This window comes from Desulfosporosinus hippei DSM 8344, from assembly GCF_900100785.1.
GTDB lineage: Bacteria > Bacillota > Desulfitobacteriia > Desulfitobacteriales > Desulfitobacteriaceae > Desulfosporosinus > Desulfosporosinus hippei.
The window spans coordinates 369,970-395,168 of sequence record NZ_FNCP01000001.1 but is presented as its reverse complement, the minus strand read 5'-3'; the positions used below and the strand labels follow the sequence as shown (position 1 = coordinate 395,168).

Genomic DNA, 25,199 nt, shown 5'->3' with positions numbered 1-25,199 from the left:
CAGCTTCAATTGAAAGGATATCAAGTTCTGAAAGTGTGCTAGGCAGCTATAAATTAGGTGATATCAAGAGATCCGAAATGGCTCTCGGGCATCCTATTGTAGTTGAGACTTTACGCTGAGATACTCGATCTTGGCCTCAGAACCCAAAGTGAGAGTATTTTCGTAAGAAAGAGAGTGCTGCTTCTATACGTTGGCAAGATGATAGCACTGTGATCATTAATAATGTTGAACTTCATATGCCCAATGAGAAATATCATTACAGGCATGATAAAGAAAAGCTGAAGAAGTAACTTCGATCCAATAAAGCTAAAATAAAGTGGAAAATAAAATGTCAAATCACTATAAAAACCTGCAATAAAAATTGGCATGGCTAATTTTTTATGCACTTGCATGAGTGCCAGTCAAGGGGGAGTAAGCAGGAGATTGAAGCGCAAAATATTTTAGCGCTTTGATTTTTGCCCTTTACAGAGGGGTTGAACCCTTTATTCTAAGAACTAGGAAAACCCTTTAGTGTACTGATATATTAATGGTAAGTCTTGCTTAAAAGAGAGATCCATCCTGGTATGAAGGATGGCATAAATCTTGCAATTATATTTTGTGGGTATTGGAGATAACTCCGGAGATACACTAAGATTGACAAATTGTACTCAAAACTTGGAGAGGTTCGTAAAGCATACATCAAGAATTACGAAAGGATAAGGTTAGGTTTTGTCCAAGTTTTATTAACCGGGTAACATAAATGAGAAAGATTCGTTCCAATAGTATAGAACAAACAACCCCATTTCTGCGTTGGGTGAGTGAGGGTCAGATTGAGGAAATCCATTTTGCAACTTTGGAAGTTCTCGAACGAACCGGAGTTGTTGTAGATCATCCTGAAGCTTTACAGTTATTAAAAGATGCAGGCTGTATTGTCAATGAACATCGGGTCCGGATTCCCAGTTGGTTAGTAGAGGAATGCCTGCGTTTAGCGCCGCGCAAAATTGTCGTTGCCAATCGCAAAGGTCAACGAGTTATGCCTTTGGAAAAGAATCGGACATACTTTGGAACCGGTTCAGACCTGCCCTTTACAGTAGATTTAGAAACCGGCAAGCGGAGACGCTCAACTAAGCGGGATGTGGAACTTGCCTGCAGAGTTATGGATTACTTACCTAATTATGATTTCGTAATGAGTTATGCCATTGCTTCAGATACCAGTTCCAAAGTCAGCGATCTTCATCAATTAGAGGCTATGGTTACCAATACAGTCAAGCCCATGATTGTCACTGCTCATGATGAGATTAATATGCGCGCCCAATTAGAAATGGCGGCCTTAGTAGCCGGCGGGAGAGAGGAACTTCGCAAAAATCCCTTTATGATTCTTTACTCAGAGCCGATTTCACCCTTAACCCATACCAATGATGGAGTTGGCAAGATGTTCGCTTGCTTCGAGTATGGTGTGCCGGTAGTTTATACTCCGGGAATCTTATCCGGGGCTACCACCCCGGTTACCAAAGCAGGTACTATTGTCTTAATGAACGCCGAGGCTCTGGCGGGTGTGGTCATGGCCCAATTAAAACAAAAAGGAGCTCCGATTATTATTGGGGGCGGAGCTACTCCTATGGATATGAGGACGACTGCGACTTTGTACGGATCCCCTGAAACGATGATGAATTACGCTATCATGACTCAATTATCCCAGTTTTATGGAATTCCGAACTTTACGGAGGCAGGTTGTGTCAATGCTCCTATCCCGGATGCTCAAGCAGGGATGGAAGCAGGAAATGGGATTTTAATGGCTCAGTTAATGGGGGCTAATTTAGTCCATGATGTGGGTTATTTAGAAGGCGGCAAAACCGGTTCCTTAACCTTCCTCACCATGTGCAATGATTATATTGATAATGCCCGCTATATGGGGAGAGGCACTCGTATTGATGAAGAAACCATGGCGGTTGATGTGATTGATGAAGTGGGCCCGGGTGGAAATTATGTCAGCCATGAACATACTTATAAGAATTTCCGAGAAGAAATTTGGACATCCAAGCAGTTTAACACTTCTTTCTGGGAGGTCTGGGAAGAGCAGGGGTCTAAATCAATGGAAGCTCGGGCTGAGGAATTAGCTAAGCATATTGTGGCCACACATAATTCTGAACTCTTAGATGACACCATTCAGCAAGGGTTAAATGAAATCATTGCGGAAACGGATCAAAAAAAAGCGTCTACAAGACGAAAAAATAAAGAAGCGTAAAAGGTATAAGAGGGTAAATCATTTTAAGGCAAAATGAAAGGGGTTACACGGGTATGGGAGTTGGAAGTTCACATGGGAACGGACTGTTCTTCAGGACACTTACTGAAAAACAAGCAGAGGAGATTCATCTGGCAAGTTGCCAGATTCTCGAAGATACTGGTATGGTGATTCACCATGAAGAGGCTGTGGAATTGCTTAGGCAGGCCGGAGCACATGTGGAAAAGGGGAATAGAGTTTATTTTCCCAGCTCCCTTGTGAAGAAAGCACTACAGACTGCCCCTTCCCGGGTGACCTTATATAACCGTAAAGGAGAAGCTGCTCTGCATTTGGAAGGGTCTAATGTCTACTTCGGTACCGGGTCGGATACCCTGAACTATCTGGATCCCTTCACCTTTGAGCGGAGAAGCTGGACAAAGGCAGACGTGGCTAATGCCATTAGAATTTGCGATAAATTGCCAAATATAGATTTTGTCATGTCCATGGGCCTGCTGTCTGATGCTGACCCCCGGATGATTAATCGGGAACAATATGCCATTATGGTTCAAAATACTGAGAAACCCCAAGTGGTTATTGCTGAAGATGGAGCAACTCTGCAAGATATTATTGAGATGGCCGCCTGCGCTGTGGGTGGAAAAGAGCAATTGCGGCACAAGCCCTTGTTTATGATTTATACCGAACCAACTTCGCCCCTTCAACATCCGAAGGAGTCTATTGAAAAGTTATTGATTGCTGCGGAAAATGGAGTTCCCTCGAATTTTGCCTGCGGGGGGGTAGCCGGGGCTTCCGTGCCGACCACGGTTGCCGGGGCGTTAGTTCAGGCCAATGCGGAAGCTTTGAGCGGTTTAGTAATTCACCAGTTAAAAGCTCCGGGAGCGCCCTTTGTTTACGGGTATGGAAATTCTCCGTTGGATATGCGCTCTATGCAGGCGGTTTACGGGACTCCGGAAGCTGTGCTCTTTCAAGGAGGAGCTGTAGATCTGGCTCATTACTATCAACTTCCCTCTTGGGGCTATGCCGGATGCAGCAATTCCAAGGTCTGCGATGAACAGGCTATTGCGGAGTCGACAATGTTTACCTTAATGGGAGCCCTTCAAGGGTGCAATATTATGCATGATGTTTTCTATATGGAATTTGGAATTACCGGTTCCTTAGAACTGCTGGTTATTTCTAATGAAGTGATCGGTCGGACTCGGCGTTTACTGAAGGGGATCGATACGGATAAAGAGTCTTTAGGTGTAGAAGCCATCAAGCGGGTTGGACCGGGAGGCAACTTCTTGGGGGATGATCATACTGCCAAGCATTTTAGGGATAATTGGTTTCCGGATCTTTCTGATTTTAATAATTATGAAAATTGGACGGCCGATGGCAGCAAGACAATGATTGATCGTGCCAGAGATCGAATTAAACTTATCTTAGAAACTCATCAGCCTAAGCCTGTCTCCGAAGAGGTAAAAGCTCAAATCGAAGAAATTCTGCGCAAAGCTCAGGAGAAATTTGGCGGGAAGTTTTAATTTAGTTCTGAGGATGCAACATCCTTAAGTGGGTGGGTCTTAGGCAAGTTCCGGTGCAATATAACAAGAGGATTATGTATTGTATGAAGTTTCAAGAAAAATAGACTTTTAGGATAAATTAACAGGAAAAATAATGTTTTAAAGGCTATAATAGTTGAGACGTAATAATTTTTCATAATTTAAGGAGGAGTCTTAGCATGAGTGATTTTAGCAGCTTGGCTGAACTGGTGATTAACGGGAATTATAACGGTGCAAAGGACCTTACCCAAAAATTGATTGATAGTGGAGCTGACCCTATTGAGATTATCAATCAGGGATTAATGGCTGGTATGGATGTAGTTGGAGTTCGTTTCAAAGCCGGGGATATGTTTGTCCCAGAGGTTATGATGTCCGCTAGAGCCATGAGTACCGGGATTGAGCTCTTAAAGCCTTTGATTGCTGATAGTGATATGCCTTCTGCCGGCAAAGTCCTGATTGGCACGGTAAAAGGTGATCTCCATGATATCGGAAAAAAACTTGTGGTCATGATGTTAGAAAGTGCCGGGTTTGATGTTGTTGATTTAGGTGTAGACATAGATCCTGATGCTTTTGTAAATGCTGTTAAAGAGCATTCGCCGCAAGTTATTGGTTTATCCGCACTTTTAACCACCACTATGTTATCCATGAAAGATACCATTGAGGCCCTAAAGGAAGAGGGACTTCGGGATAAGGTGAAGGTTATTATTGGTGGAGCCCCTATTTCCCAGAGTTTCGCAGACGAGATCGGTGCCGACGGCTATGCTTCGGATGCCGGGACAGCGACTGAACTGTGCCGCAATTTGATTGCTTAGAATAGGCGGCCTTGGGTCAGGCGGCTTCGTCCACATCCGTTAACTCAGCACTCCGTGGCTCTCCTACTCGCTTGCGTGGGAGCGATCTTCAGCGGATAAGTATTCTTTGTGGATAGCCGCTTCAGCGAAAATGTCCACCGGACACTTTCGTGCCAAACCTCCGGGTAATACCAGTGAACCCGTGGCTCCGCTTCCCACCCAAGCTTTGTAGGCTCTACCGCCTCTCCATGCAATGAGTTCACTTCTGTGGAGCGAAGCCGCCTGTCTTAAGGGTCTATTATTCTTAAGAATGTTTTGGGGCTTTTTTCAGGGTAGCCTGACATGTCGCTACCGCGGCACCATCAGATGATGAAAAAAGATTCCACGAAGCTCCTCATAGCCACCCAAAAGTTTTACTTCCACACCGAACAAACTGCTGAAGGAGAGCTTGTCTGCTAAGCGGATGCGTCAGTGGAGCCGGGTCAAGGCGAGGGCCGACGGTTCGCGTCCCCGTAGCGCGCCGCAGGTTCACATGCAGAAATACCCAGAGGTTTGGACGCGCTCGCGAACCGTCCAGCGAGCCAGCGGCGGAACTCGCAGACGCGTGCAGATAAGCTCTCCGCCTCAGAGACCAACAGAAAAACCGTCCCCCTGTCACCAGGGAGCTTTTTTCAGGTAGATTAGACCATAATAGTTATTGAGATAAGGTACAGCGGTCCTCAGGGACAACTGTACCTATTTCTGAAATATGAGCCATGTAGACTTTTCAGCTTTGTAACCTAATATTATTGGTCAAGTGTCTAAAATATAGTGAGGAGTGATCTGGATGATTAGTAACTATGACATCTCCCAAGCCATGACTATTAAATTGGATCCTGAATTACCGGTAAAGCAGGAATTTGTAGAGGGAATAAGAAGGGCTCCGGATCGGGGTTTTAGCTTGACTCCCAGTCAGACAAAAATCGCTCTCAAAAATGCCTTGCGTTATGTTCCGGAAGATTTGCATGAAGAGTTGGCACCTGAGTTTTTAGAGGAACTGCGGACAAGGGGCAGAGTCTATGCCTATCGCTATCGGCCTGCAGGTAAGCTCTCGGGAAAACCGATTGATGAATATAAAGGAAACTGTATTGAGGGCAAGGCTTTTCAAGTAATGATTGATAATAACTTGGATTTTGAGGTTGCTCTTTATCCCTATGAACTGGTTACTTATGGTGAAACGGGCAGTGTCTGTCAAAACTGGCTGCAATATCGTTTGATTAAAAAATATCTCGAAGTCATGACGGATCAGCAAACCCTGGTCATGGAATCCGGCCACCCCGTGGGATTATTCCCTTCTCGGCCGGAGGCACCGCGAGTGATTATTACCAACGCCTTGATGGTAGGGATGTTTGACAATCAGAAGGATTGGGAAATTGCGGAACAGATGGGCGTCGCTAATTATGGTCAGATGACGGCGGGTGGCTGGATGTATATCGGGCCCCAGGGGATTGTCCATGGAACTTTTAATACGTTACTTAATGCCGGACGGATGAAGTTAGGGATTCCCCATGATGGAGATCTCAGAGGGAGTTTGTTCCTCACCTCCGGTCTGGGGGGAATGAGCGGGGCTCAAGGAAAATCCGTAGAGATTGCCCGTGGTGTGGGGATTATTGCCGAGGTGGATGAATCGAGAATTAAGACTCGACATGAGCAGGGCTGGGTCAGCAGAGTGTCTGCAGATTTAGAGGAAGTCTTTAAGATCGCTGCAGAGTATGTGGAGAAGAAAGAACCTATGTCCATTGCTTATCAGGGTAATGTGGTAGATTTATTAGAGTATGCGGTTAATCATCAGATTAAGGTGGATTTGCTCAGTGATCAAACCTCTTGTCATGTGGCTTATGAGGGTGGGTATTGCCCCCAAGGGATCAGCTTTGAGGAGCGGACGAAATTACTGGCTACCAATCGGGCAGAATTTAAAAAGCTTGTCGATCAGAGCTTGGTGCGTCAATTTGAATTGATTAAAACCTTGGTTGCCCGAGGCACCTATTTCTTTGATTATGGTAATTCCTTTATGAAGGCAGTTTATGATGCCGGAGCCACTGAAATTTCTAAGAATGGTATTGATGAGAAGGATGGTTTTATTTTTCCGTCCTATGTAGAGGATATTATGGGACCGGAGCTGTTTGATTATGGGTATGGGCCTTTCAGATGGGTTTGTCTAAGTGGGAAAAAGGAAGATTTGCGGAAGACGGATGAAGCGGCTATGGCTTGCATTGATCCAAATCGCAGGGGACAAGACCGGGACAACTATATTTGGATTAAGGATGCAGAGAAGAATAAGCTGGTTGTGGGGACACAAGCCCGAATTCTTTATCAGGATGCGGAAGGTCGGATTAGAATTGCTCTGAAATTCAATGAGATGATTCGCCAAGGTGAGATTGGGCCGGTCATGCTGGGCAGGGATCACCATGATGTGAGCGGGACGGATTCTCCTTTTAGAGAGACAGCGAATATTAAAGATGGAAGTAATGTTATGGCGGATATGGCTGTACAAAGTTTTGCCGGAGATGCCGCCCGGGGGATGAGTATGGTCTCCCTTCATAATGGAGGGGGCGTAGGCATCGGCAAGGCTATCAATGGCGGGTTTGGTTTAGTGCTTGATGGAAGTGAACGCGTGGATAACGTCATAAAATCCGCCCTGTTATGGGATGTGGTCGGTGGAGTGGCGAGACGAGCTTGGGCGCGAAATCAGAATTCCATTGAAACCGGCATCGAGTTTAATGAGCGGTATAAAGGAATGGGGCATATGACTATGCCGTTTATTCCGAAGGATGAGTTGATTGACCGGTTAGTGGATGGGATTAGCTGAAATTGGGTCGCTGGGGTCAGGCGGATTCGTCCACATCCTGCAAGACCTACTAATTCGTGCGAAGACAGTGTCTTCGGCCCTCAGCATTCCGAGACTCGCCTACTTGCTTGGGCGGGAGCGATCTTCAGCGGATAAGTATTCTTTGGAGATAGCCGCTTCAGCGAAAATGTATCCTACGCCGGTAGGAATTCCTTAAGGAATCACGGCTTCGGCGATACTCTCCGCTGGAGACTATCGTACCGGACACTTTCGTGCCAAACCTCTGGGTAGTACCTGATGTGAACCACTGGCTCCGCTTCCCACCCAAGCTTTGTAGGCTTTACCGCCTCTCCATGCAATGAGTTCACTCCTGTGGATCGAAGCCACCCTGTCTTAGGGGTCTATTATTCTTTAGCATGTTTTTGAGGAACTTTTCAGAGACCTGCTTGAATTCACCAAATTTCTGCTTGCATTCCTAGCAAGCTACTGGAGGAGCGCTTTTCTGCTTTAGATTAGAATCTCATGCGAGCTACGCAGCACGATTGGGAGGATTAGAGATGGAGTTTATTAAGTGGGATAATTTAACGTTAGATACTTCGGAAATTTATCGGCGGATTGGTATGCCGGATGCCGATTCGAAGCGGAGTCAGAATTTTAAGCCGACCATTGAAGAGATGCGGCTTAAAGCCTTAGGTCTGGTTGATGCCCGGTGTATCTATGCTTATGTACCTGTGGAGGTTTCCGGCCCGGAGGAAATTTTACTGGCTAATAAGTACGCTATTAAAGCTGCTACTTCGTTTTTTGAGGGCGCTGATCAGGTGTTATTAGCGATTCAAACTATTGGCTTTCGCCTGGAAGAAGAATCTGCCCGATTATTTGAACAAGGAGAGATGCTTGAGGGAATGGTTTTAGACGGCTGTGGAACCGTAGCTCTGGATGAAGCTTTGGAATTGTTAAGAGGTATGGTGGTTAAGGAAGTCTCAGAGCGAGGGTTACAGACCGGTCACAACCTGTGCCCGGGTGGTTATCAAATTCCCTTAGAGGCTCAGAAAATTTTATTTACCCTTTTAGATGGAGGGGAACTGGGCATAACCTTAAGTGAAACCTTGTTAATGTCTCCGGTAAAATCGCACACCCTTGTTATCCCGGTGGGAGAAAAGCTTAAGAAACCCAACCTGTCCTGCGCCATTACTTGTGAGATGTGTGTGGAACAACAAAACTGTGCTCACAGCCGCTTGAAGTTTGGCAAGTCCAAGGTACGCAGCGAAAACTAAAGGCGAGGGATAGACAAAAAGTTTCCCAGCGTTATTGCCGTATCTTATTAAAAGAACAGGGAAGCGCGAGAAGAATCTTATTCAAGCTTCTAGTGCTTCCCAATTGATTTTAAGGGAGATGATCCTATGCATTATGCGGATCTTTTGATCCATTCTGCTCAAATGATGGTGACAATGAAGGGGTTTTCTGACAATCCTGCCTGTGGGGAAGAGATGTCTGAGGTTGGTATAGTAGAAGATGGCGCTGTTGCTATCCGAGAGGGAATGATTGTCGCGGTTGGGACAACGGCAGAAATTCGAGCTGCTGGGTGGTCAGGGCCTGATACCCAGGAAATCAGTGCGCGGGGCAAGGTTGTAACTCCGGGATTTGTCGATCCACATACCCACGTTCTTTATGCAGGTTCCCGGGAGAATGAACTTTCGCTGAAGTTGAAAGGGGTTCCCTATTTGGAGATTCTTAAACAGGGTGGAGGAATCCTTTCAACCGTTCGCTCAACCAGGCAGGCTTCAGACGAAGAGATAAAGGCTCAAACCAGGCGGCGGCTTCAGACCATGCTTAGCTTGGGAACAACAACTGCCGAAGTAAAGAGCGGATATGGATTAATGGTCGAGGATGAGTTGAGGGCTTTACGTCTTATTCGGGAATTAAACGATACTCAGGTTATTGATTTAGTACCAACTTTCATGGGAGCCCATGCAGTACCGACCGGGTATAGTGAAGCGGAGTTTACAAATTATATTGTGGATGAAATGCTGCCGGTTATTGCAGCTGAAAACCTGGCGGAATTCTGCGATGTTTTTTGTGAACCCGGTGTGTTTAGTCTCGAATCCAGCGAGCGGATTTTACTGAAAGCCCAACAATTAAATCTAAAGTTAAAAATGCATGCGGATGAATTAGCCTCGGCGGGGGGGGCAGAGTTAGCTGCCAGACTGGGAGTTGTCAGCGCAGACCATTTATTGCAAGCTTCAGATCAGGGTATTGAAGCCCTGGCCAGACAGGGGGTAATTGCTGTGTTGCTGCCGGCAACTTCCTTTAATCTTGCTAAGAACTCCTACGCCAGAGCCAGAGATATGATTCGTGCCCGTGTTCCCGTGGCCCTGGCAACAGATTCAAATCCCGGATCATCTCCGACGGAATCCATGCCTCTTGTTTTAACCATTGCCTGCCTTTACCTTAGGCTTACTCCGGAAGAGGTCTTAGCCGGAGCTACAATCAATGCCGCCCATGCAATCGGCAGAGCAAAGCAGGTAGGTAGCTTAGAGGTTGGAAAACAAGGGGATGTGCTTATTCTGGATATTCCTAATCTTAACTATTTGCCCTATCATTTCGGAAATAACCCGGTGGAGACTGTTATCAAAAAAGGAAAGGTTGTCTGGGGTTAGTCAACCCATTAACCGAAATTTCGTGGAGAATTGTGTTTTCGTCTGGAAATATATTACATTAATAATGCAAAATTCGTCCCTTAGCAACGTGGAAACGCTTTTGAAGGAGATTTTTTGATCAATTGCAAGTATTTACCATATTACGACAAAAGATTAGCTTATATATTGTTGATGTTAACAGTAAAATATATTAGAATGTTCCAGGATTCCATTATTTGTTGAAATGAGGATTGGCAAGTGAATGATTTGATTGATAAAAAAATTGAAGAATTGAGATTACAAATGCACGAAGTTGCCTCAGACAAAAAGCTTACTGACCAGAGGGTTGTCAGTATAAGCTGTAAATTAGATCTTTTAATCAATGAATTTTATTTGAGAGACAGATTAAAGGCAAACTCGGAATACAAAACATCTTAATTTATAGCTTCAATGTGTCAATCAATCTGTTCAATTTTGTACATACTGACCAGGCTGTTCTCGGCTCCAACTATGGGATGCCCGAGGCGGCCTTTTTGCCCTTTAGCACAAGACTTGTTTTATGAAAGCATTAAGTACTGAAATAGGTTATAATCAAAGAAAATGCTAGGCTGCCTACCTTTTTTACAAGATTATTTGAACCAGGGGGAAATAGATAAAATGAGCTATAAGAAATTTTTAGAACGTTTAGAGAAAGAGCTTGTTGTAACACTAGGATGTACAGAACCCATGGCTATTGCCTTTGCTGCTGCCTTAGCCAAAAAGCACGTAAAGGGAGAACTGATTACGTCAATAAGAATTCTGGCCAGCACTAATGTTCTTAAAAACGCCATGGCGGTAAGTATTCCGGGTGCTCAGGGCAGTGGAGTTGATCTAGCGGCTGCTTTAGGTGTACTGGCGGGAGATTTTACTAAAGGTCTGGAAGTTTTGAGCGGATTAACTACTCAGGATGTAGAAAATGCTAAACGAATGATTGATCAGAAAAAGGTCAAAGTAGAGGTAGCAGAGACTGCCAAAAAGTTGTACATTGAAGTCATTGTTAATACCCCTCAATCCACTGCAAAGGTAGTTGTTGCCGACGAGCATACTAAGGTTGTTTTTATTGAAGTAGATGGGAAAGTATTAGTAGATGCTTTAGAAAATGAGAGTGGTTCAGATGGAACCGGGGATACTGAGAATAGTGCAGACTCCTTCATGACAATTGATAGTATATGGGAATTTGTTGAGCGAGTTAAGGTCAGCGACCTTTCAATAATTGATAAGACTATCGAGCTGAATACCAGTGTAGGGTTAGAGGGGTTATCGAAGGCTTATGGCTTAGAAGTAGGAAAGACCATCAAAGAAGGTATCAGCCAAGGAATGCTTTCCGATGATTTGATAACTAACGCTATGGCTCTTACAGCAGGTGCCTCAGATGCCAGGATGTCAGGGTGTACTATGCCGGTTATGAGCAACTCGGGAAGCGGTAATCAAGGAATCTCGGCGACTTTGCCGGTAGTGGCCGTAGGAGAAAAATCTCAGGCTTCAAGGGAGCAGCTCATTCGAGCAGTAACCTTAAGTAATCTTATTGCAATCTATATTAAGACAAAGATCGGACGATTATCCGCCTTATGTGGAGCTACAGCGTCTGCCACCGGTGCCAGCTGTGGTATTGCTTATCTGCTGGGAGGTGGAAAAGCTGAAGTATTGTCGGCTATTCAGAATATGCAGGGGAATACCACCGGAATGTTCTGTGATGGGGCTAAGGCCGGGTGTGCTATGAAGTTGTCAACCTGTACCAGTGCCGCAGTTCAATCGGCAATCATGGCTGTTCAGGGTAAAACTATCCAGTCGACAAATGGGATTATTGAGGAAAGTGCTGAACAAACCCTCGAAAACTTGGGACGCCTTGCCAATCAGGGGAGTACGGCGGTGGATAGAGTTATTCTGGATATCATGGTGCAAAAGAAGGTTGGGTAAATTGGGGTCGCTGGGGCGGGCAGCTTCTCCCACATCCTGCAAGACTAGCTAATTCGTGCGAAGACAGTGTCTTCGGTAACTCAGCATTCCGAGGCTCACCTACTCGTTTGGGCGGGAGCTTCGCCAAACCTCTGGGTAATACCTGGAGTGAACCCGTGGCTTCACTTCCCGCCCAAACTTTGTAGGCCTTACCGCCTCTTCATGCAATTCGTTCACTCCTGTTGGGAGAAGCTGCCTTTTTCAGGGAAGCCGTTCATGCCGCTACTTTAGAATAAGCTGGGGGTAAAAGGGGTCGCTGGGGTCAGGGCGGGAGCTTCTCCCACATCCTGCAAGACCAGCTAACTCGTGCGACGAAGACACTGTCTTCGCACGGGTTAAACCTTCTTGCAGCAGTGTCTTCGGCAACTCAACACTCCGAGCTGGCCCACGCGCTGACCTGGGAGCGATCTTCAGCGGATAAGTATTCTTTGGGGATAGCCGCTTCAGCGAAAATGTATCCTACGCCGGTAGGGATTCCTTAAGGGATCACGGCTTCGGCGATACTCTCCGCTGGAGACTATCGTACCGGACACTTTCGTGCCAAACCTCTGGGTAATACCCTGAGGTGAACCCGTGGCTTCACTTCCCAGGTCAGCTTTGTGGGCTTTACCGCCTCTCAATGCAATGGGTTCACTTCTGTGGATCGAATCCGCCCTGTCCTTCGGGTCTATTATCGTAAGACGTTTTTGGGGATTTTCAGAGTAGCCATTCATGCAGCTACTAAGGCGGCACCATCAGAGGATAAAAAACTAAAGGACTGTCTTCCTAACACGCTGAAGATTTCTGCGAAGCCTTACCATAGCCCCAAAGTTCTGCTTACACTCCCGACAAACTGGCTGGAGGAGCGCTTTTAGGCAAAGCGGATGCGTCAGTGAAGCCGCGCTAAGGCGAGGTTCGACGGTTTGCGTCCCCGTAGCGCGCCGCAGGTTCACATGCAGAAAAGCCCAGAGGTTCGGACGCGCTCGCGAACCGTCCAGCGAGCCAGCGGCGGAACTCGCAGACGCGTGCTTAACGAAGACACTGTCTTCGCACGGGTTAACAAGCGGAAAAGCGCTCCGCCCCAGAGCCAGACAGAAAGAACGTCCCCTTCTCTCGTGAATAGAAGTCCCCTAACTTCGCAGAGATAATTGAAGTTAAGGGACTTCTTTTTTTGACCTTTGATTTAGCGGAACCTACATTCTTGCCCCAGCGAAACCAGACTCTCTGGGCATTGTGGCCCGGACTGTGATATAATAAGGCGTTCTACAGCTTTTGCTAAGGAGAAGAGGATCGTTATGAATGTCTTAACTGCTGAGAATTTATCAAAGGGCTATGGGGAAAAGGTTCTTTTCCAGGATATTTCTTTTGGTATTGACGAAGGTGAAAAGATCGGAATAATTGGAGTTAATGGGACGGGTAAGTCTACATTGCTTAAAATATTAGCCGGTTTGGAATGGCCAGAACAGGGTAAGGTTACGAAGGGTAATAGTATCCGCTTAGAATATCTGCCTCAGAATCCTGATTTTGAAGAAACTGCAACAGTTTTACAACAGGTTTTCAAAGGTAATTCCCCTGTTATGAAGCTTTTGCGGGAGTATGAATTGGTCTTGGAAAAGCTGGCGGAGAAGCCAGAGGACTCCATGCTTCAGCAAACTTTAATTGGCTTAGGTCAGCAGATGGATGAACTGGATGCTTGGCAGCTGGAAAATGAGGCTAAGACCATCTTGAATAAGCTGGGAATATCTAAGTTTGATACAATAGTAGGAACCCTTTCAGGCGGGCAGCGAAAAAGAGTGGCTTTAGCCAGTGCTCTGATTAATCCTACGGATATTCTGCTGCTTGATGAGCCAACCAATCACATCGATAATGATACAGTGGATTGGCTGGAGCAATACCTGAATAAACGCAAGGGTGCTTTGGTGATGATTACTCACGATCGCTATTTTCTGGATCGAGTGGTTGGCCGAATCTTTGAATTGGACAGAGGTAATCTCTATCCTTACCCCGGTAATTACAGTCGCTTCCTGGAATTAAAAGCAGAACGGGAAGAGCAGGCTGAAGCCACAGAGCGGAAACGCCAAAATCTATATCGCAATGAACTTGCTTGGATGCGCAGAGGTGCTAAAGCCCGTACGACAAAACAGAAAGCCAGGATTGAGCGTTTTGAAAAGCTCCAGGAGGATAAGCCCCTAGATTCTGTCGAGCGGATTGAAATGCCCACCGGGTCCTCCCGTCTGGGCAAGAAAATTCTCGAATGCCGGGAAGTTCGTAAAGGGTTTCCTGAGCGTGGGTTACTAATTAAAGATTTTAATTATGTTCTTTTGCGAGATGATCGGATTGGGATCATCGGGCCTAATGGCAGTGGTAAATCAACTTTGTTGAATCTGATTACCGGGAATTTGATACCGGATAGTGGGAGTATAGATCTGGGTTCCACAGTTAATATAGGATACTTTTCCCAAGAAAACACCGAATTGGATCCCAATAAACGCGTTATTGATGAGATCAAGTCAATTGCAGAAGTGATCCCCACTGCGGATGGTGGTTCAATATCGGCTTCCCAAATGTTAGAGCGGTTTTTGTTTCCCCCGGCTGCTCAGTGGACTCAAATCGGGAAGCTTTCCGGGGGAGAGAAACGCAGGTTATATCTTTTGCGGATTTTGATGGGAGCCCCAAATGTGCTCTTATTGGATGAGCCGACGAATGATTTGGATATCCAGACTCTGACGATTTTAGAGAACTATTTGGAGGATTTTCCCGGTGCAGTTATTGCTGTATCCCATGATCGTTATTTTCTGGACCGGGTTACAGATAAGATTTTCCTCTTTAAAGGGGCAGGGGAAATCCAATCCTTTGTGGGAAATTATTCCGACTATCGGGAGCAGGTCTATAGGACTGAGCAAGAGGCTGAACAGTCAGTTAAATTGGCTGCCTTAGCCAAAACCTTTCGAGGAATAGACGCTCAGGCTCATGAGGAAAAGCCTGAGCGTAAAAAGGATCGTCCACTTAAAATGACCTATAAAGAACAACAGGAGTATGCTCAAATTGATGAGCAGATTGCCGAGGTTGAAGGACTCTTAAAGAAAAATAGTCAAGAAATGAATGAAGCAGGCAGTGATTTTGGAAAGCTAACTGAGTTAGCCGCACTTCAGCAAACTCTTGAACAAAAGCTTGATGATTTGCTGGAACGCTGGACCTATTTAACAGAGTTAGCGGAGAGAATTGCTGAGAGCAAGGGATAACATCGTGACCTAAGAGATGGTGATCTTGTTCAAGTAGAAGAAGTGGGAATCTGGGTATCGAATAATAAGTTTAACCTGCGTTGTTAAGAGTCATCAGGGATACTCGTAGTTTGGAATGATAATTGGAGGATAAAAAAATGGATGAGAAACTTATAGATAAGATGAAGAAATTAGTTGAGGAAAAAAAGCTGAAGAGTTCTCAACAAGGGGGCCCAACTAAAGCAACCCAGAAAATCGGCGAGAAGCGCAAGGGTACCAAACGGCGCAAAGTCGGTGGAATGTTCGATAAGTAGTCAATCTTAGAACTTTACCGGAAATGATGCTGGAGTTAATGCTTAATTAAATTAGTTAACAGAAAAAAGGGAGAGAAGTTAAGGTAAGATGAGTGTTTTAAATGTCGAAAATGTCAGCCATGGATTTGGCGGACGCAAGATTTTTGAAGAGGTTAGCTTTCGCTTATTAAAGGGAGAGCATGTTGGCTTAGTGGGAGCCAATGGGGAAGGTAAATCGACTTTTCTTGATATTATTACAGGCAAGCTGATGCCTGATAAAGGCAAAGTTGAATGGTCAAATCGGGTTACTGTAGGATACTTGGATCAGCATACGGTTTTAACTAAAGGAAAGACCATCCGAGATGTTCTCAAAGAAGCCTTTCAGGGAATGTATGATTTAGAAGCAGAGACGTTGGAGATTTATAACCGGATGGGCAATGTCTCCGAAAACGAGATGGATAAGCTCTTAGAAGAAGTCGGAGAAATCCAGAGTATTCTGGAGCACAACGGATTTTATATGATCGACACAAAAATCGAGGAAATTGCCAATGGTTTAGGGCTGGGAGAAATTGGCCTGGAGAAAGATGTGGCGGATTTGAGTGGAGGGCAGAGAACAAAGGTATTACTGACAAAACTCTTGCTGCAAAATCCGACTATCTTGATTCTAGACGAGCCCACCAACTTTTTGGATGTTGAGCACATTGAGTGGCTGAAGCGTTATCTCATTCAGTATGAAAATGCCTTTATCCTTGTTTCTCACGATGTGCCATTCTTAAACAGTGTTATTAATGTTATTTATCATGTTGAAAATGCCAGCTTGACCCGCTATACGGGAAACTATGAGCAGTTTATGGCCCTCTTGGAAACGAAAAAGATTCAAGAGATTAAGGCTTATGATAAACAGCAAAAAGAAGTGGATCGCCTGGAGGATTTTATTGCCCGCAACAAAGCCCGAATTTCAACCACCGGACGAGCTAAGAGTCGGCAAAAGCAACTGGAAAAGATGGATTTAATCGAACGTCCCAGAGAAAAGATCCAGCCCAAGTTCAGGTTTAAGGAGGCTCGATCTCCCGGAAAGCTGATTTTTGAAGCCAAGGGAATCGTGCTGGGCTATGATGAGCCTTTAACTCGTCCTTTGGATTTAGCTCTAGAACGGGGGCAGAAGATTGCCATCCGCGGGGTTAACGGTTTGGGAAAATCAACCTTGCTTAAAACCTTGTTAGGATATATTTCTCCCGTGTCGGGTGAAGTTGAGTTAGGTGACTATCTCTATCCGGGCTATTTCGAGCAAGAATCCAGCCGCAAGAATTCGCAGACTGCCTTAGAGGAAGTATGGGGCGAATACCCGGGGCTGACAAATTCTGAAGTTCGGGGAGCCTTAGCCAGATGCGGTTTGACCAGTGAACACATCTCCAGTAAGATGATGGTCTTAAGCGGGGGCGAGAATGCCAAGGTTCGGTTATGTAAATTAATGCTCAAAGATATAAATTGGCTGGTGCTTGATGAGCCTACCAATCATTTAGATGTGGATGCCAAGGCTGAGCTGAAAAAAGCTATTATGGAGTTTAAAGGGACAGTAATTGTTGTATCCCATGAACCGGAATTCTACGAAGATTGGGTAACTGATGTGTGGAATCTTGAGGAGTGGACGACTAAGATCGTTTAAGGCTGCTTCACATGGGTGATCTATGAAGTAATAGTAAATTAGATTGCAAATGATATAATTAGTTGCACAATTCTATAGGGCAGGGTGGGCGGCCAAAATCTCCCGCAAGGGGGTGAGGCCTATGAGCGTGTATCAAACACTTTCACTCATGATTGCGTTTGCGACGTTAGTCGTTTTAATACTAAAAGAGGCAAAGAAAAAGTAGCCCACCCTTCACACGGAAGCTACTTTTTCGTGACCCTATGCCGCTCATTCTGCGGTAGTTGTGCAGCTAGGATGTTATCAGCATCTTAGCTTTATTTTATGCAAGTTCTTTTGTATTAATTATATATCTTCTTAAAAAAATGAGCAAGTGTAGTAATTGTTTAACGTGTTAATCCTGGTGTACTTAACAAATATCAATTGGGTTCATGATATTTAAGTGTAATAATGAAAATTCAATTGGAGAAAAATAATGAATAGTGATGCAAACAAAAAATTAAATAGGTTGGGTATTATGGGCGGAACCTTCGATCCTATTCATTATGGACATCTGGTTGCTGCTGAGATGGCCCGGGCGGAGTTTAAGTTGAGCAAAGTATTGTTTATACCTACGGGTAAGCCTCCCCATAAAGATCGAAGAGACGTCTCAGATGCCAAGTTACGCTATGAGATGGTGAAGCTAGCCACCGAAGATAATTTGGCCTTTGGGGTTTCTTCTCTGGAAATCGAGAGAGAGGGTCCGTCTTACACGGTTGAAACTTTGCGGGTTCTGCGCCGTACTTATCCGGAGCATGAGCTTTATTTTATCACTGGCTCAGATGCCCTTTTGGAGATTTTTTCCTGGCGAGAGTCCGAGGAAATTCTTTCTATGATTGAATTTATTGGTGCTGCTCGTCCGGGATTCGATGCCAAAGACTTCTTACTTAAAGTTCAACATGAGCATCCGGAATCTCAGGGGAAGATTCATTATTTGGAAGTTCCGGCCTTAGCAATTTCTTCTACAGATATCCGGGCCAGGGTTCAGCGCGGAGAACCTATCCGTTACCTTTTACCTGAACCTGTACGACTTTATCTTGAAAAGCAAGGTCTTTATCTTGAAACCTGATTTTTAGGATTCAGATGTGATAGATATTTTGGGAACCTTTATTAAAATTATTTTATTTTAGCAATTATTCCTCGGGATTATTTCGCATACTCTGTCGAGATTTGTTCATACTAAAAACGATCAGTGCTTAAGTGATTAATACTTGACAAGAGGTGACAGTTATCATGGCAACAACATTATATGTCGGAAATCTTCCGTGGAATACTACTGCTGAAGAACTCGGACAATTCTTCAGTGAGTATGGCCAAGTTGAAAGCAGTCGGATCATTACAGATCGTGAAACCGGCCGATCCAGAGGCTTTGGATTTATCGAAGTCGAGGATATGGACGCGGCACGTATGGCGGAAGAGTTAAATGGCAAAGATTTTGGCGGCAGGCCATTAACCGTTAACGAAGCCAAACCAAAACAAATGTAATACCCCTAGGACTGTCAAGAGAGAGACCTTCTCACATGCTTTGTAGGGGGTCTCTCACTTTTTTTTGCATCCCAGCCATTTCCTTGATAAAATAGATTATTAAAGAGAATGTGAGAGATAAAAGGGGAGCGGGAGTACGTGAAATTGCAGGTTGAAGTACTGAGAGATCTAGCGGCCCGTGTTCTTTCAGAGGAACGCTTAAAGCACACCTTAGGGGTAGCAGATTGGGCTGAAAGACTGGCCCAACATCATGGCTTAGATCCGCTTAAGGCTCGTTGTGCAGGGTTAGTGCATGATTTAGCAAAAGAAGTCTCTTTGAACAATCAGTTAAGGTATGCCCGGCGCTGGAACCTTTTACACTATCCGGAAGATGAGCTGAGCCCGTATGTTTTACATGGACCCGTGGCTGCTTATTGGCTAGAGCACCATTATGGCCTCGATGATCCGGAAATCCTGGCTGCTGTCGCCAATCATACCTTAGGCAGACCAGGAATGGGTAAGTTGGAAATGCTTATTTACAGTGCTGATTTGACAGAACCGGAGCGAGATTTCCCAAAAGTGGACTTTTTGCGCCAATCCTTGTATGATGATTTAGAAAAGGGTACGTTGGCCTGTGTTGAGCACACGTTAATATATTTGAGAGAGGGCAAACGCCCCATTCATCCCTTAACCCAACTAACATTTGAAGATTTACGAAGGAGGCAAAATATTGGAACTGGATCAAACAATGCTTAATAAGGTGGTCGGTATCGTTGAAGATAAAAAAGGTGGAGATATTACCCTTTTAAACCTTAAGGGAATTTCAATGGTTACCGATTATTGCTTGATTGTGACTGGGAATACGACTACTCAGGTTAAAGCAATCACTGAACATTTGGATGAGAAGCTGCCAGAGATAGGAATCCCGGTTATCCATCTGGAGGGATTGCCTATGGCTAATTGGGTGCTAATGGATTGTGGCGGGGATTTAGTGATTCACGTTATGACTCCGGATCAAAGGGAATTTTATAAGCTTGAGCGTCTCTGGAAAGATGCGGAAGTTTTGTCGGGAACTCCGATGGAGCATTAAGTTAAAATGATACAAAGAATTGCTGGGATAGGGAGTAGTACTTTAGGATCCTCTTTAGAGAAGCGGTGGAAGGTGCAAGCCGTTGTTGGTGACTTTGGGAACTCGCCCTGGAGCTGTGTTCAGGTTGCAATGAACACCGGTGTGAGCCGTTATAATCTTTCGAGGACTATTTAAAATTGGGTGGTACCACGGGAGTAGATCTCTCGTCCCTTGAGGGACGGGAGATTTTTTACCGTTTTCATGAAGACTTGGTTGATTTTTAGAGTCTTTGTTTTAATAGTACATAATTAAGAGAGAATATATGGGAACTTATTTTTCTAAGGGGGAAAGTTTTATGCAAGAGAGGTATTCGTTTCCGGAGATTGAATCGAAGTGGCAGAAAGAATGGGTGGAAAGCAAAGCCTATCGAACTGAGGAAAATTCTACAAAACCAAAATACTATGCTTTGGCTATGTTTCCTTATCCTTCGGGAGATTTACACATGGGGCATGTACGCAATTATTCTATCGCAGATGTAATTGCTCGCTATAAAAGAATGACGGGACATAATGTTCTTCATCCTATCGGCTGGGATGCCTTTGGTTTGCCGGCAGAAAATGCTGCCATTAAGAACCAGACTCCTCCTGCTGATTGGACCTGGAAGAACATAGCCAATATGCGGCGCCAGCTTCAAGAAATGGGGATTTCCTACGATTGGGATCGGGAAGTAGCCACTTGCCATCCGGGCTATTATAAATGGACACAGTGGCTGTTTTTAGAATTCTATAAACATGGCTTGGTCTATAAGAAGAAGGCCGATGTTAACTGGTGTCCTTCCTGTGCCACAGTGCTTGCTAATGAACAAGTTGTGGATGGAGGATGTGAGCGGTGTGACAGTCTGGTCACTAAAAAGAGTCTGGAACAGTGGTTTTTCAAAATTACGGATTATGCAGAGGTTTTGCTTCAAGATCTAGATAAGTTGCCTGGTTGGCCTGAAAAGGTTAAAACTATGCAACGCAACTGGATTGGTCGGTCTGAAGGCGTAGAGTTAAAATTTCCTTTAGAAGAGCGACCGGAAAAGATCTCAGTCTATACCACCCGGATTGATACTATATATGGGGTTAGCTATGTGGTCTTAGCCCCTGAACATCCCCTGGTTCTGGAGTTGGTGAAGGGGACAGAGTATGAAGCTGATACTGTGGCCTTTATTGAGAAAATGAAAGGTCTCAATGAGATTGCCCGAACCTCAACCGATGCAGAAAAGGAAGGACTATTTACCGGAGCCTATTGCTTAAATCCTCTAAGCGGTAAAAAAGTCCCAATTTGGATTGCTAATTATGTACTCCTTGAATATGGAACCGGTGCAGTCATGGGCGTACCGGCCCATGATGAAAGGGACTTCGAATTTGCCACCAAGTATAAGCTGGAGATTAAAACGGTTATTTCGGCACCGGGAAGTTCACCGGAAGAGAAGGATCAAGCTCCTGAAGCTGTTTATTCAGGGGAAGGGGTTATGGTGAATTCCGATGCCTTCGATGGCCTGGGCAGCGAAGAGGCTTTGGAAAAGATCGCCGATGAGGCAGAACGTCAGGGTATTGGTCAGCGGAAGGTTAATTTCCGGCTGCGGGATTGGCTGATTTCACGGCAACGTTACTGGGGTGCACCGATTCCGATGATTTATTGTGATTCCTGTGGAATTGTACCGGTTCCTGATGAACAGCTGCCCGTCATGCTGCCACCGGATGTGGTCTTCAAATCAGGAGAAAATCCCTTGGCTACCTCTTCTTCCTTTATAGAGACTACTTGCCCTAAGTGTGGCGGTGCTGCTCGGCGTGAAACGGATACGATGGATACCTTCGCCTGTTCCTCCTGGTATTTCCTGCGCTATACTGATCCCCGTAATGATGAGGAAGTTTTCTCTAAAGGTGCCGTTAATCAGTGGATGAATGTGGATCAATATGTGGGCGGGGTAGAACATGCCATTCTGCATCTTCTCTACGCACGCTTCTTTACAAAGGGCTTACGGGATTTTGGTTATTTGGAAGCGGATGAACCTTTCCAAAACTTGTTGACACAAGGTATGGTCTGTATGAATGGCTCCAAAATGTCTAAGTCCAAGGGCAATGTGGTTAGCCCGGGGGCGATCATCGGGAAATACGGGGCAGACACTGCTCGACTATTTATCCTGTTCGCTGCACCCCCTGAAAGAGATCTGGAGTGGAGTGACCAAGGGGTTGAAGGTTGTTATCGATTCCTGAATCGAATTTGGCGGCTGGTTGCTCAATACGAACCTCTTTTAAGGAAAACTTCCGGTGCGGGATCCGAATCCTCTGAATCAACGGGCCAATGGGCTGATTTAGATGCCGCCGGCAAAGAAATGCGCCGCCAAACTCATTTGGCTATTCAGAGGGTAACCACTGACATTGGGAAGCGGTATAATTTCAATACAGCAATTAGTACTATTATGGAATGGGTTAATGCTTTGTATATTTACAAGGAACAGCCGACGGCCAATCCTGAAGTCGGTCGAGAGGCCTTGGAGAGAATTCTTATTCTCTTAGCTCCAATTGCTCCTCATATCACGGAGGAGTTATGGAGGGAGCTGGGTCATACCGTGAGCATTCATTTGCAATCCTGGCCTGAAGTAGATGAAGCAGCCTTGGTTCAAGATGAAGTGACTGTTATTCTGCAGGTGAATGGTAAGGTGCGGGAGCGGATTCAAGTAGCGGCTGATATATCAGCCCCTGAATTGGAAAAGCTAGTCCTTGCTCAGCCCAAGGTTACCGAGTGGACTGATGGGAAAACCATTGTTAAAGTGATTACGGTTCCGGGCAAGCTGGTTAATATTGTTGTAAAATAGACTATTTTTAAAGGGCAAGTTTACTTGGGGTGAACTTGTCCTTTAACTTTACGGCCATTGTGCTGCTAAAATCCTAAAAATAATCTGCTTTGCCTGGATGAGGGAAAGCTCTAACACTGTGCATGGGAAAACAGCCTTTGTCGTCAAAAACCGTGTGCATGGAGTTGAAAAAGATGCAGCTACAGCGGAAACCAAAATGGTTAATCTCAGACTCGAGCTTGTACCAAGAATCTTACGCGCGTAAGATTCTTGGTACAAGCCGAGAGGGATTTGGTTAGCAAGCCCTAATTAATTTCCTGTTAGTGAGAAGGGATTCATGCTTTTTTGTAGAAAGTATTATGGGTATATGATCTATTCTGGAGAAGGAGGAAAAAAATGAGGTTAATGAAAAAATTCACTTGGGTGGGAACACTACTAACGCTGCTGCTTATTGTAACGGGGTGCAGCCAGAATCAGCAGGTTCTTTTTGACGCTGCCATGAAAATGCAAAATGTTACCTCCTTGCAGCAGCAGACAACCATGACCTTTAATTTAAGTGGCTCAGATTTTGATCCGTCTGTCCAACAACAAATTAATACGGCTGCTGCATTTATGAATAATGCCAAACTGGATTTTGATGTTAAAGCAATCACCAATGAAGAGAAAACCGTGGCAAAGTCTCAAGCGACTATAGGTCTGGGTTTACAAGGGATGAACATAACTGTGCCAGTCTGGATAGATTCGGATCTGACGGGTGCTCAGCCAAAAGTCATCGAGATATTTAAACTCCCCCAAATAGCAACTGCCTCCTTGCCTCCTCAATTTGCAACGAAGGAATATATGGTGCTTAACCCCTATAACATGGGTGCTGCTCAACCAACTATGAACTTAACACAGCTTGCAGAGTTTACGAAGAATTTTCAATCCCAGCAAGTAGAATTTCTAACCAGTTATTCTAAACGTTTTAACCCGGATGTGAATGTCGTTGCTAAGGGAAGCCAATATGTGCAAACAAAGGATGGACGTATATCGGCAAAGCTTTATGAGGTAAAGCTAAATGATGCCCAATTAAAGGAGTTTATCCGTTATACTGTCAACAATTTTACACAAGACAAAGAGGCTATGCTTTTTGTTAAGGATTTTATGGGATCTGTTTTGGGACTTAGTCAGCTTCCCGAAGGCGAAGAAACTATTCGTGAGTTCAATCAAGCCTTCGAGGAATTTGATGCCAATAAACCAGAATTCTTAACTCAATTTAATAAAGTCATGGATGAATTGAAAAAGGTTCCTATTTTAGGTGATCAAGGGATCGAGTTGCAATACGCTATTGCCGACGGATATGTTGTCAAGAAGAGTGGGATCATTGATCTGAAAGTTGATCTGGCTGGGATCAACGGATTAATGAATACTTTGAGTTCTCAAGAAAGCTCCGATGAAGAGGTAAAGGGTAATTTGAGTTTAAAGATCACCTTTAATACCCTTACTTCAGACATTAATAAACCGGTTGAAATTCAAATTCCGGAAGTCAATGGGAGTAACTCCTTTGACTATATGGATTTGATGACATCTTTTATTCCGAAAGAAACACGATTGGCGGGTCAGGATGGTTTCAAAACCGCCCGCATAATTGCTGAAGCGTACAACAGCGGAGAATGCAGCAGCATAATTTTAGTCTCCGGTCATAACTTCACAGATGCCTTATCGGCCAGTCTCTTATCCAAAAAGTTTGAGGCTCCAATATTATTGGTAGGCTCTACCGTTGAGGAATCCTCTGAAGCCTTTGACTACATTAATAAACATTCCAACTCAGCTACTAAAATACTGATTATTGGTGGTACGGCAGCAATCGGTTCATCCATCGAAACAGAACTTGTAAAGGGTGGACATGGAAATATTGAACGATTAAGTGGATACGACCGCTATGATACAGGTATGGCGGTAGTGAATAAAGCTAATGTTCAAGCGGGAACTCCGGTGGTCGTTGTTTCAGGCGAAAGTTTTCCTGATGCACTTAGCGCTGCCAGCTTTGTAGGGGCTAACCAGTACCCGGCGCTCCTCACTTCTTATAGCACTCTGTCAGCTAAAACTAAAGAATTCCTGGCTGGTAATAAGCCTGCTACAGTCTATATTGTAGGGGGAGTGGGTATTATCTCTCCGGAGGTAGAAGCTCAAATTAAAGAATTGGTACCCACTGCCGTTATTAAACGACTGGCGGGAAATGACCGTTTCGATACAACGGGTGTTGTGGTTAACGAGTTTGCAGTGAATCCAAAGACAGTTTATTTGGCAAACGGATTTGATTATGTAGATGCAGTTGCCGGAAGTGCCCTAGCTGCCAAGACCGGTGATCCTATTCTACTTATTGACCCCAAACTGGGAACCCTCCCAACCGCAGCTGAAGCATACCTTAAGAAACTATCTGCGTCAGGGATCCATCCTGCGGTTCGTGCTTTAGGCGGAGCCGTCGTTGTCCCTGATAGTTTGATCAAGCAGGCTGAAAGGGTTCTTAACGGGATGTAAGATTTTGTTTTAGTTCTAAAAATTTAAAGTGTTTATGTTAATTTTGTAAGCGGTCTCTTTTCACTGTTGAAGTGGAGGAGGCCGCTTATTTTCGTATTCGCAGAAAAAATCTCTGGGAAGTTAGGGGG

23 protein-coding genes, 1 pseudogene and 1 other annotated feature are annotated in these 25,199 nt (G+C 44.8%); of the genes and pseudogenes, 23 read left to right on the top strand and 1 reads right to left on the bottom strand.

What is annotated here, in order from left to right; all coding sequences use genetic code 11:
- Positions 1-167 precede the first annotated feature (167 nt).
- The 4 genes and pseudogenes from BLS16_RS24135 to BLS16_RS01875 all read left to right on the top strand — a co-directional run.
- Positions 168-290: pseudogene (locus tag BLS16_RS24135) on the top strand (DUF5412 family protein); the annotation flags it as partial.
- A gap of 449 nt (positions 291-739) precedes the next feature.
- Positions 740-2,224, top strand: coding sequence for a trimethylamine methyltransferase family protein (locus BLS16_RS01885; protein WP_092329109.1), 1,485 nt, complete (start codon positions 740-742; stop codon positions 2,222-2,224).
- 53 nt (positions 2,225-2,277) lie between these two features.
- On the top strand, positions 2,278-3,735 hold the full coding sequence (locus BLS16_RS01880) for a trimethylamine methyltransferase family protein (protein WP_092329107.1): 1,458 nt from the start codon (positions 2,278-2,280) through the stop codon (positions 3,733-3,735).
- A 197-nt stretch (positions 3,736-3,932) separates the two neighbouring features.
- Positions 3,933-4,565 (top strand): corrinoid protein, encoded by a 633-nt coding sequence (locus tag BLS16_RS01875; RefSeq protein WP_092329104.1) that lies wholly within the window; start codon positions 3,933-3,935, stop codon positions 4,563-4,565.
- A 63-nt stretch (positions 4,566-4,628) separates the two neighbouring features.
- Here the strand turns inward: BLS16_RS01875 and BLS16_RS24520 are convergent, their stop codons facing one another.
- Positions 4,629-4,763 carry a hypothetical protein gene (locus tag BLS16_RS24520; RefSeq protein WP_282433694.1) on the bottom strand — a complete coding sequence of 45 codons (135 nt, stop codon included), beginning with the start codon at positions 4,761-4,763 and terminating at the stop codon, positions 4,629-4,631.
- A 607-nt stretch (positions 4,764-5,370) separates the two neighbouring features.
- Here BLS16_RS24520 and hutU point away from each other — a divergent pair.
- The 19 genes from hutU (at position 5,371) to BLS16_RS01805 (ending at position 25,071) form a co-directional block, all read left to right on the top strand.
- On the top strand, positions 5,371-7,392 hold the full coding sequence (gene hutU, locus BLS16_RS01870; RefSeq protein WP_092329101.1) for a urocanate hydratase: 2,022 nt from the start codon (positions 5,371-5,373) through the stop codon (positions 7,390-7,392).
- Complete coding sequence (locus tag BLS16_RS23385) at positions 7,379-7,588, top strand: hypothetical protein (RefSeq protein WP_176786034.1); 210 nt, start codon at positions 7,379-7,381, stop codon at positions 7,586-7,588. Before hutU ends, BLS16_RS23385 begins: the two co-directional genes overlap by 14 nt.
- Before the next feature lie 340 nt (positions 7,589-7,928).
- Positions 7,929-8,645: a vitamin B12 dependent methionine synthase gene (locus BLS16_RS01865; protein WP_092329099.1), complete on the top strand. Its 717-nt coding sequence runs from the start codon at positions 7,929-7,931 to the stop codon at positions 8,643-8,645.
- 126 nt (positions 8,646-8,771) lie between these two features.
- Positions 8,772-10,028 (top strand): imidazolonepropionase, encoded by a 1,257-nt coding sequence (hutI, locus tag BLS16_RS01860; protein ID WP_092329097.1) that lies wholly within the window; start codon positions 8,772-8,774, stop codon positions 10,026-10,028.
- A gap of 237 nt (positions 10,029-10,265) precedes the next feature.
- A complete protein-coding gene (locus BLS16_RS01855) occupies positions 10,266-10,445 on the top strand; it encodes an aspartyl-phosphate phosphatase Spo0E family protein (protein ID WP_092329095.1) in 180 nt (59 codons plus the stop codon).
- A gap of 219 nt (positions 10,446-10,664) precedes the next feature.
- Positions 10,665-11,963, top strand: a complete 1,299-nt coding sequence (locus BLS16_RS01850) for an L-cysteine desulfidase family protein (RefSeq protein ID WP_092329092.1) — start codon at positions 10,665-10,667, stop codon at positions 11,961-11,963.
- A 392-nt stretch (positions 11,964-12,355) separates the two neighbouring features.
- Entirely contained in the window at positions 12,356-12,484 is a 129-nt protein-coding gene (locus BLS16_RS24515) for a hypothetical protein (protein WP_282433693.1), read from the top strand.
- A gap of 156 nt (positions 12,485-12,640) precedes the next feature.
- Complete coding sequence (locus tag BLS16_RS23060) at positions 12,641-12,856, top strand: hypothetical protein (protein WP_143015489.1); 216 nt, start codon at positions 12,641-12,643, stop codon at positions 12,854-12,856.
- 420 nt (positions 12,857-13,276) lie between these two features.
- Positions 13,277-15,223, top strand: a complete 1,947-nt coding sequence (locus BLS16_RS01845) for an ABC-F family ATP-binding cassette domain-containing protein (RefSeq protein ID WP_092329090.1) — start codon at positions 13,277-13,279, stop codon at positions 15,221-15,223.
- A gap of 137 nt (positions 15,224-15,360) precedes the next feature.
- Positions 15,361-15,516 carry a hypothetical protein gene (locus BLS16_RS23375; RefSeq protein ID WP_092329088.1) on the top strand — a complete coding sequence of 52 codons (156 nt, stop codon included), beginning with the start codon at positions 15,361-15,363 and terminating at the stop codon, positions 15,514-15,516.
- Positions 15,517-15,604: 88 nt separating this feature from the next.
- Entirely contained in the window at positions 15,605-17,161 is a 1,557-nt protein-coding gene (locus BLS16_RS01835) for an ABC-F family ATP-binding cassette domain-containing protein (protein WP_092329086.1), read from the top strand.
- A gap of 121 nt (positions 17,162-17,282) precedes the next feature.
- Complete coding sequence (locus BLS16_RS24810; protein ID WP_427846363.1) at positions 17,283-17,366, top strand: putative holin-like toxin; 84 nt, start codon at positions 17,283-17,285, stop codon at positions 17,364-17,366.
- A 249-nt stretch (positions 17,367-17,615) separates the two neighbouring features.
- Positions 17,616-18,248 (top strand): nicotinate-nucleotide adenylyltransferase, encoded by a 633-nt coding sequence (gene nadD / locus BLS16_RS01830; RefSeq protein ID WP_092329084.1) that lies wholly within the window; start codon positions 17,616-17,618, stop codon positions 18,246-18,248.
- Between the two features lie 164 nt (positions 18,249-18,412).
- Positions 18,413-18,664 carry an RNA-binding regulator gene (locus BLS16_RS01825; RefSeq protein WP_014904776.1) on the top strand — a complete coding sequence of 84 codons (252 nt, stop codon included), beginning with the start codon at positions 18,413-18,415 and terminating at the stop codon, positions 18,662-18,664.
- Between the two features lie 138 nt (positions 18,665-18,802).
- Positions 18,803-19,399, top strand: a complete 597-nt coding sequence (gene yqeK, locus BLS16_RS01820) for a bis(5'-nucleosyl)-tetraphosphatase (symmetrical) YqeK (RefSeq protein ID WP_092329082.1) — start codon at positions 18,803-18,805, stop codon at positions 19,397-19,399.
- Entirely contained in the window at positions 19,374-19,733 is a 360-nt protein-coding gene (gene rsfS / locus BLS16_RS01815) for a ribosome silencing factor (RefSeq protein WP_242876142.1), read from the top strand. Before yqeK ends, rsfS begins: the two co-directional genes overlap by 26 nt.
- A gap of 15 nt (positions 19,734-19,748) precedes the next feature.
- Positions 19,749-19,947, top strand: a binding site (T-box leader).
- Positions 19,948-20,067: 120 nt separating this feature from the next.
- Positions 20,068-22,572 carry a leucine--tRNA ligase gene (leuS, locus tag BLS16_RS01810; RefSeq protein ID WP_092329080.1) on the top strand — a complete coding sequence of 835 codons (2,505 nt, stop codon included), beginning with the start codon at positions 20,068-20,070 and terminating at the stop codon, positions 22,570-22,572.
- A 118-nt stretch (positions 22,573-22,690) separates the two neighbouring features.
- A complete protein-coding gene (locus tag BLS16_RS24510) occupies positions 22,691-22,816 on the top strand; it encodes a hypothetical protein (protein WP_282433691.1) in 126 nt (41 codons plus the stop codon).
- A gap of 131 nt (positions 22,817-22,947) precedes the next feature.
- Complete coding sequence (locus BLS16_RS01805) at positions 22,948-25,071, top strand: cell wall-binding repeat-containing protein (RefSeq protein WP_092329078.1); 2,124 nt, start codon at positions 22,948-22,950, stop codon at positions 25,069-25,071.
- The last annotated feature ends 128 nt before the right edge of the window (positions 25,072-25,199 follow it).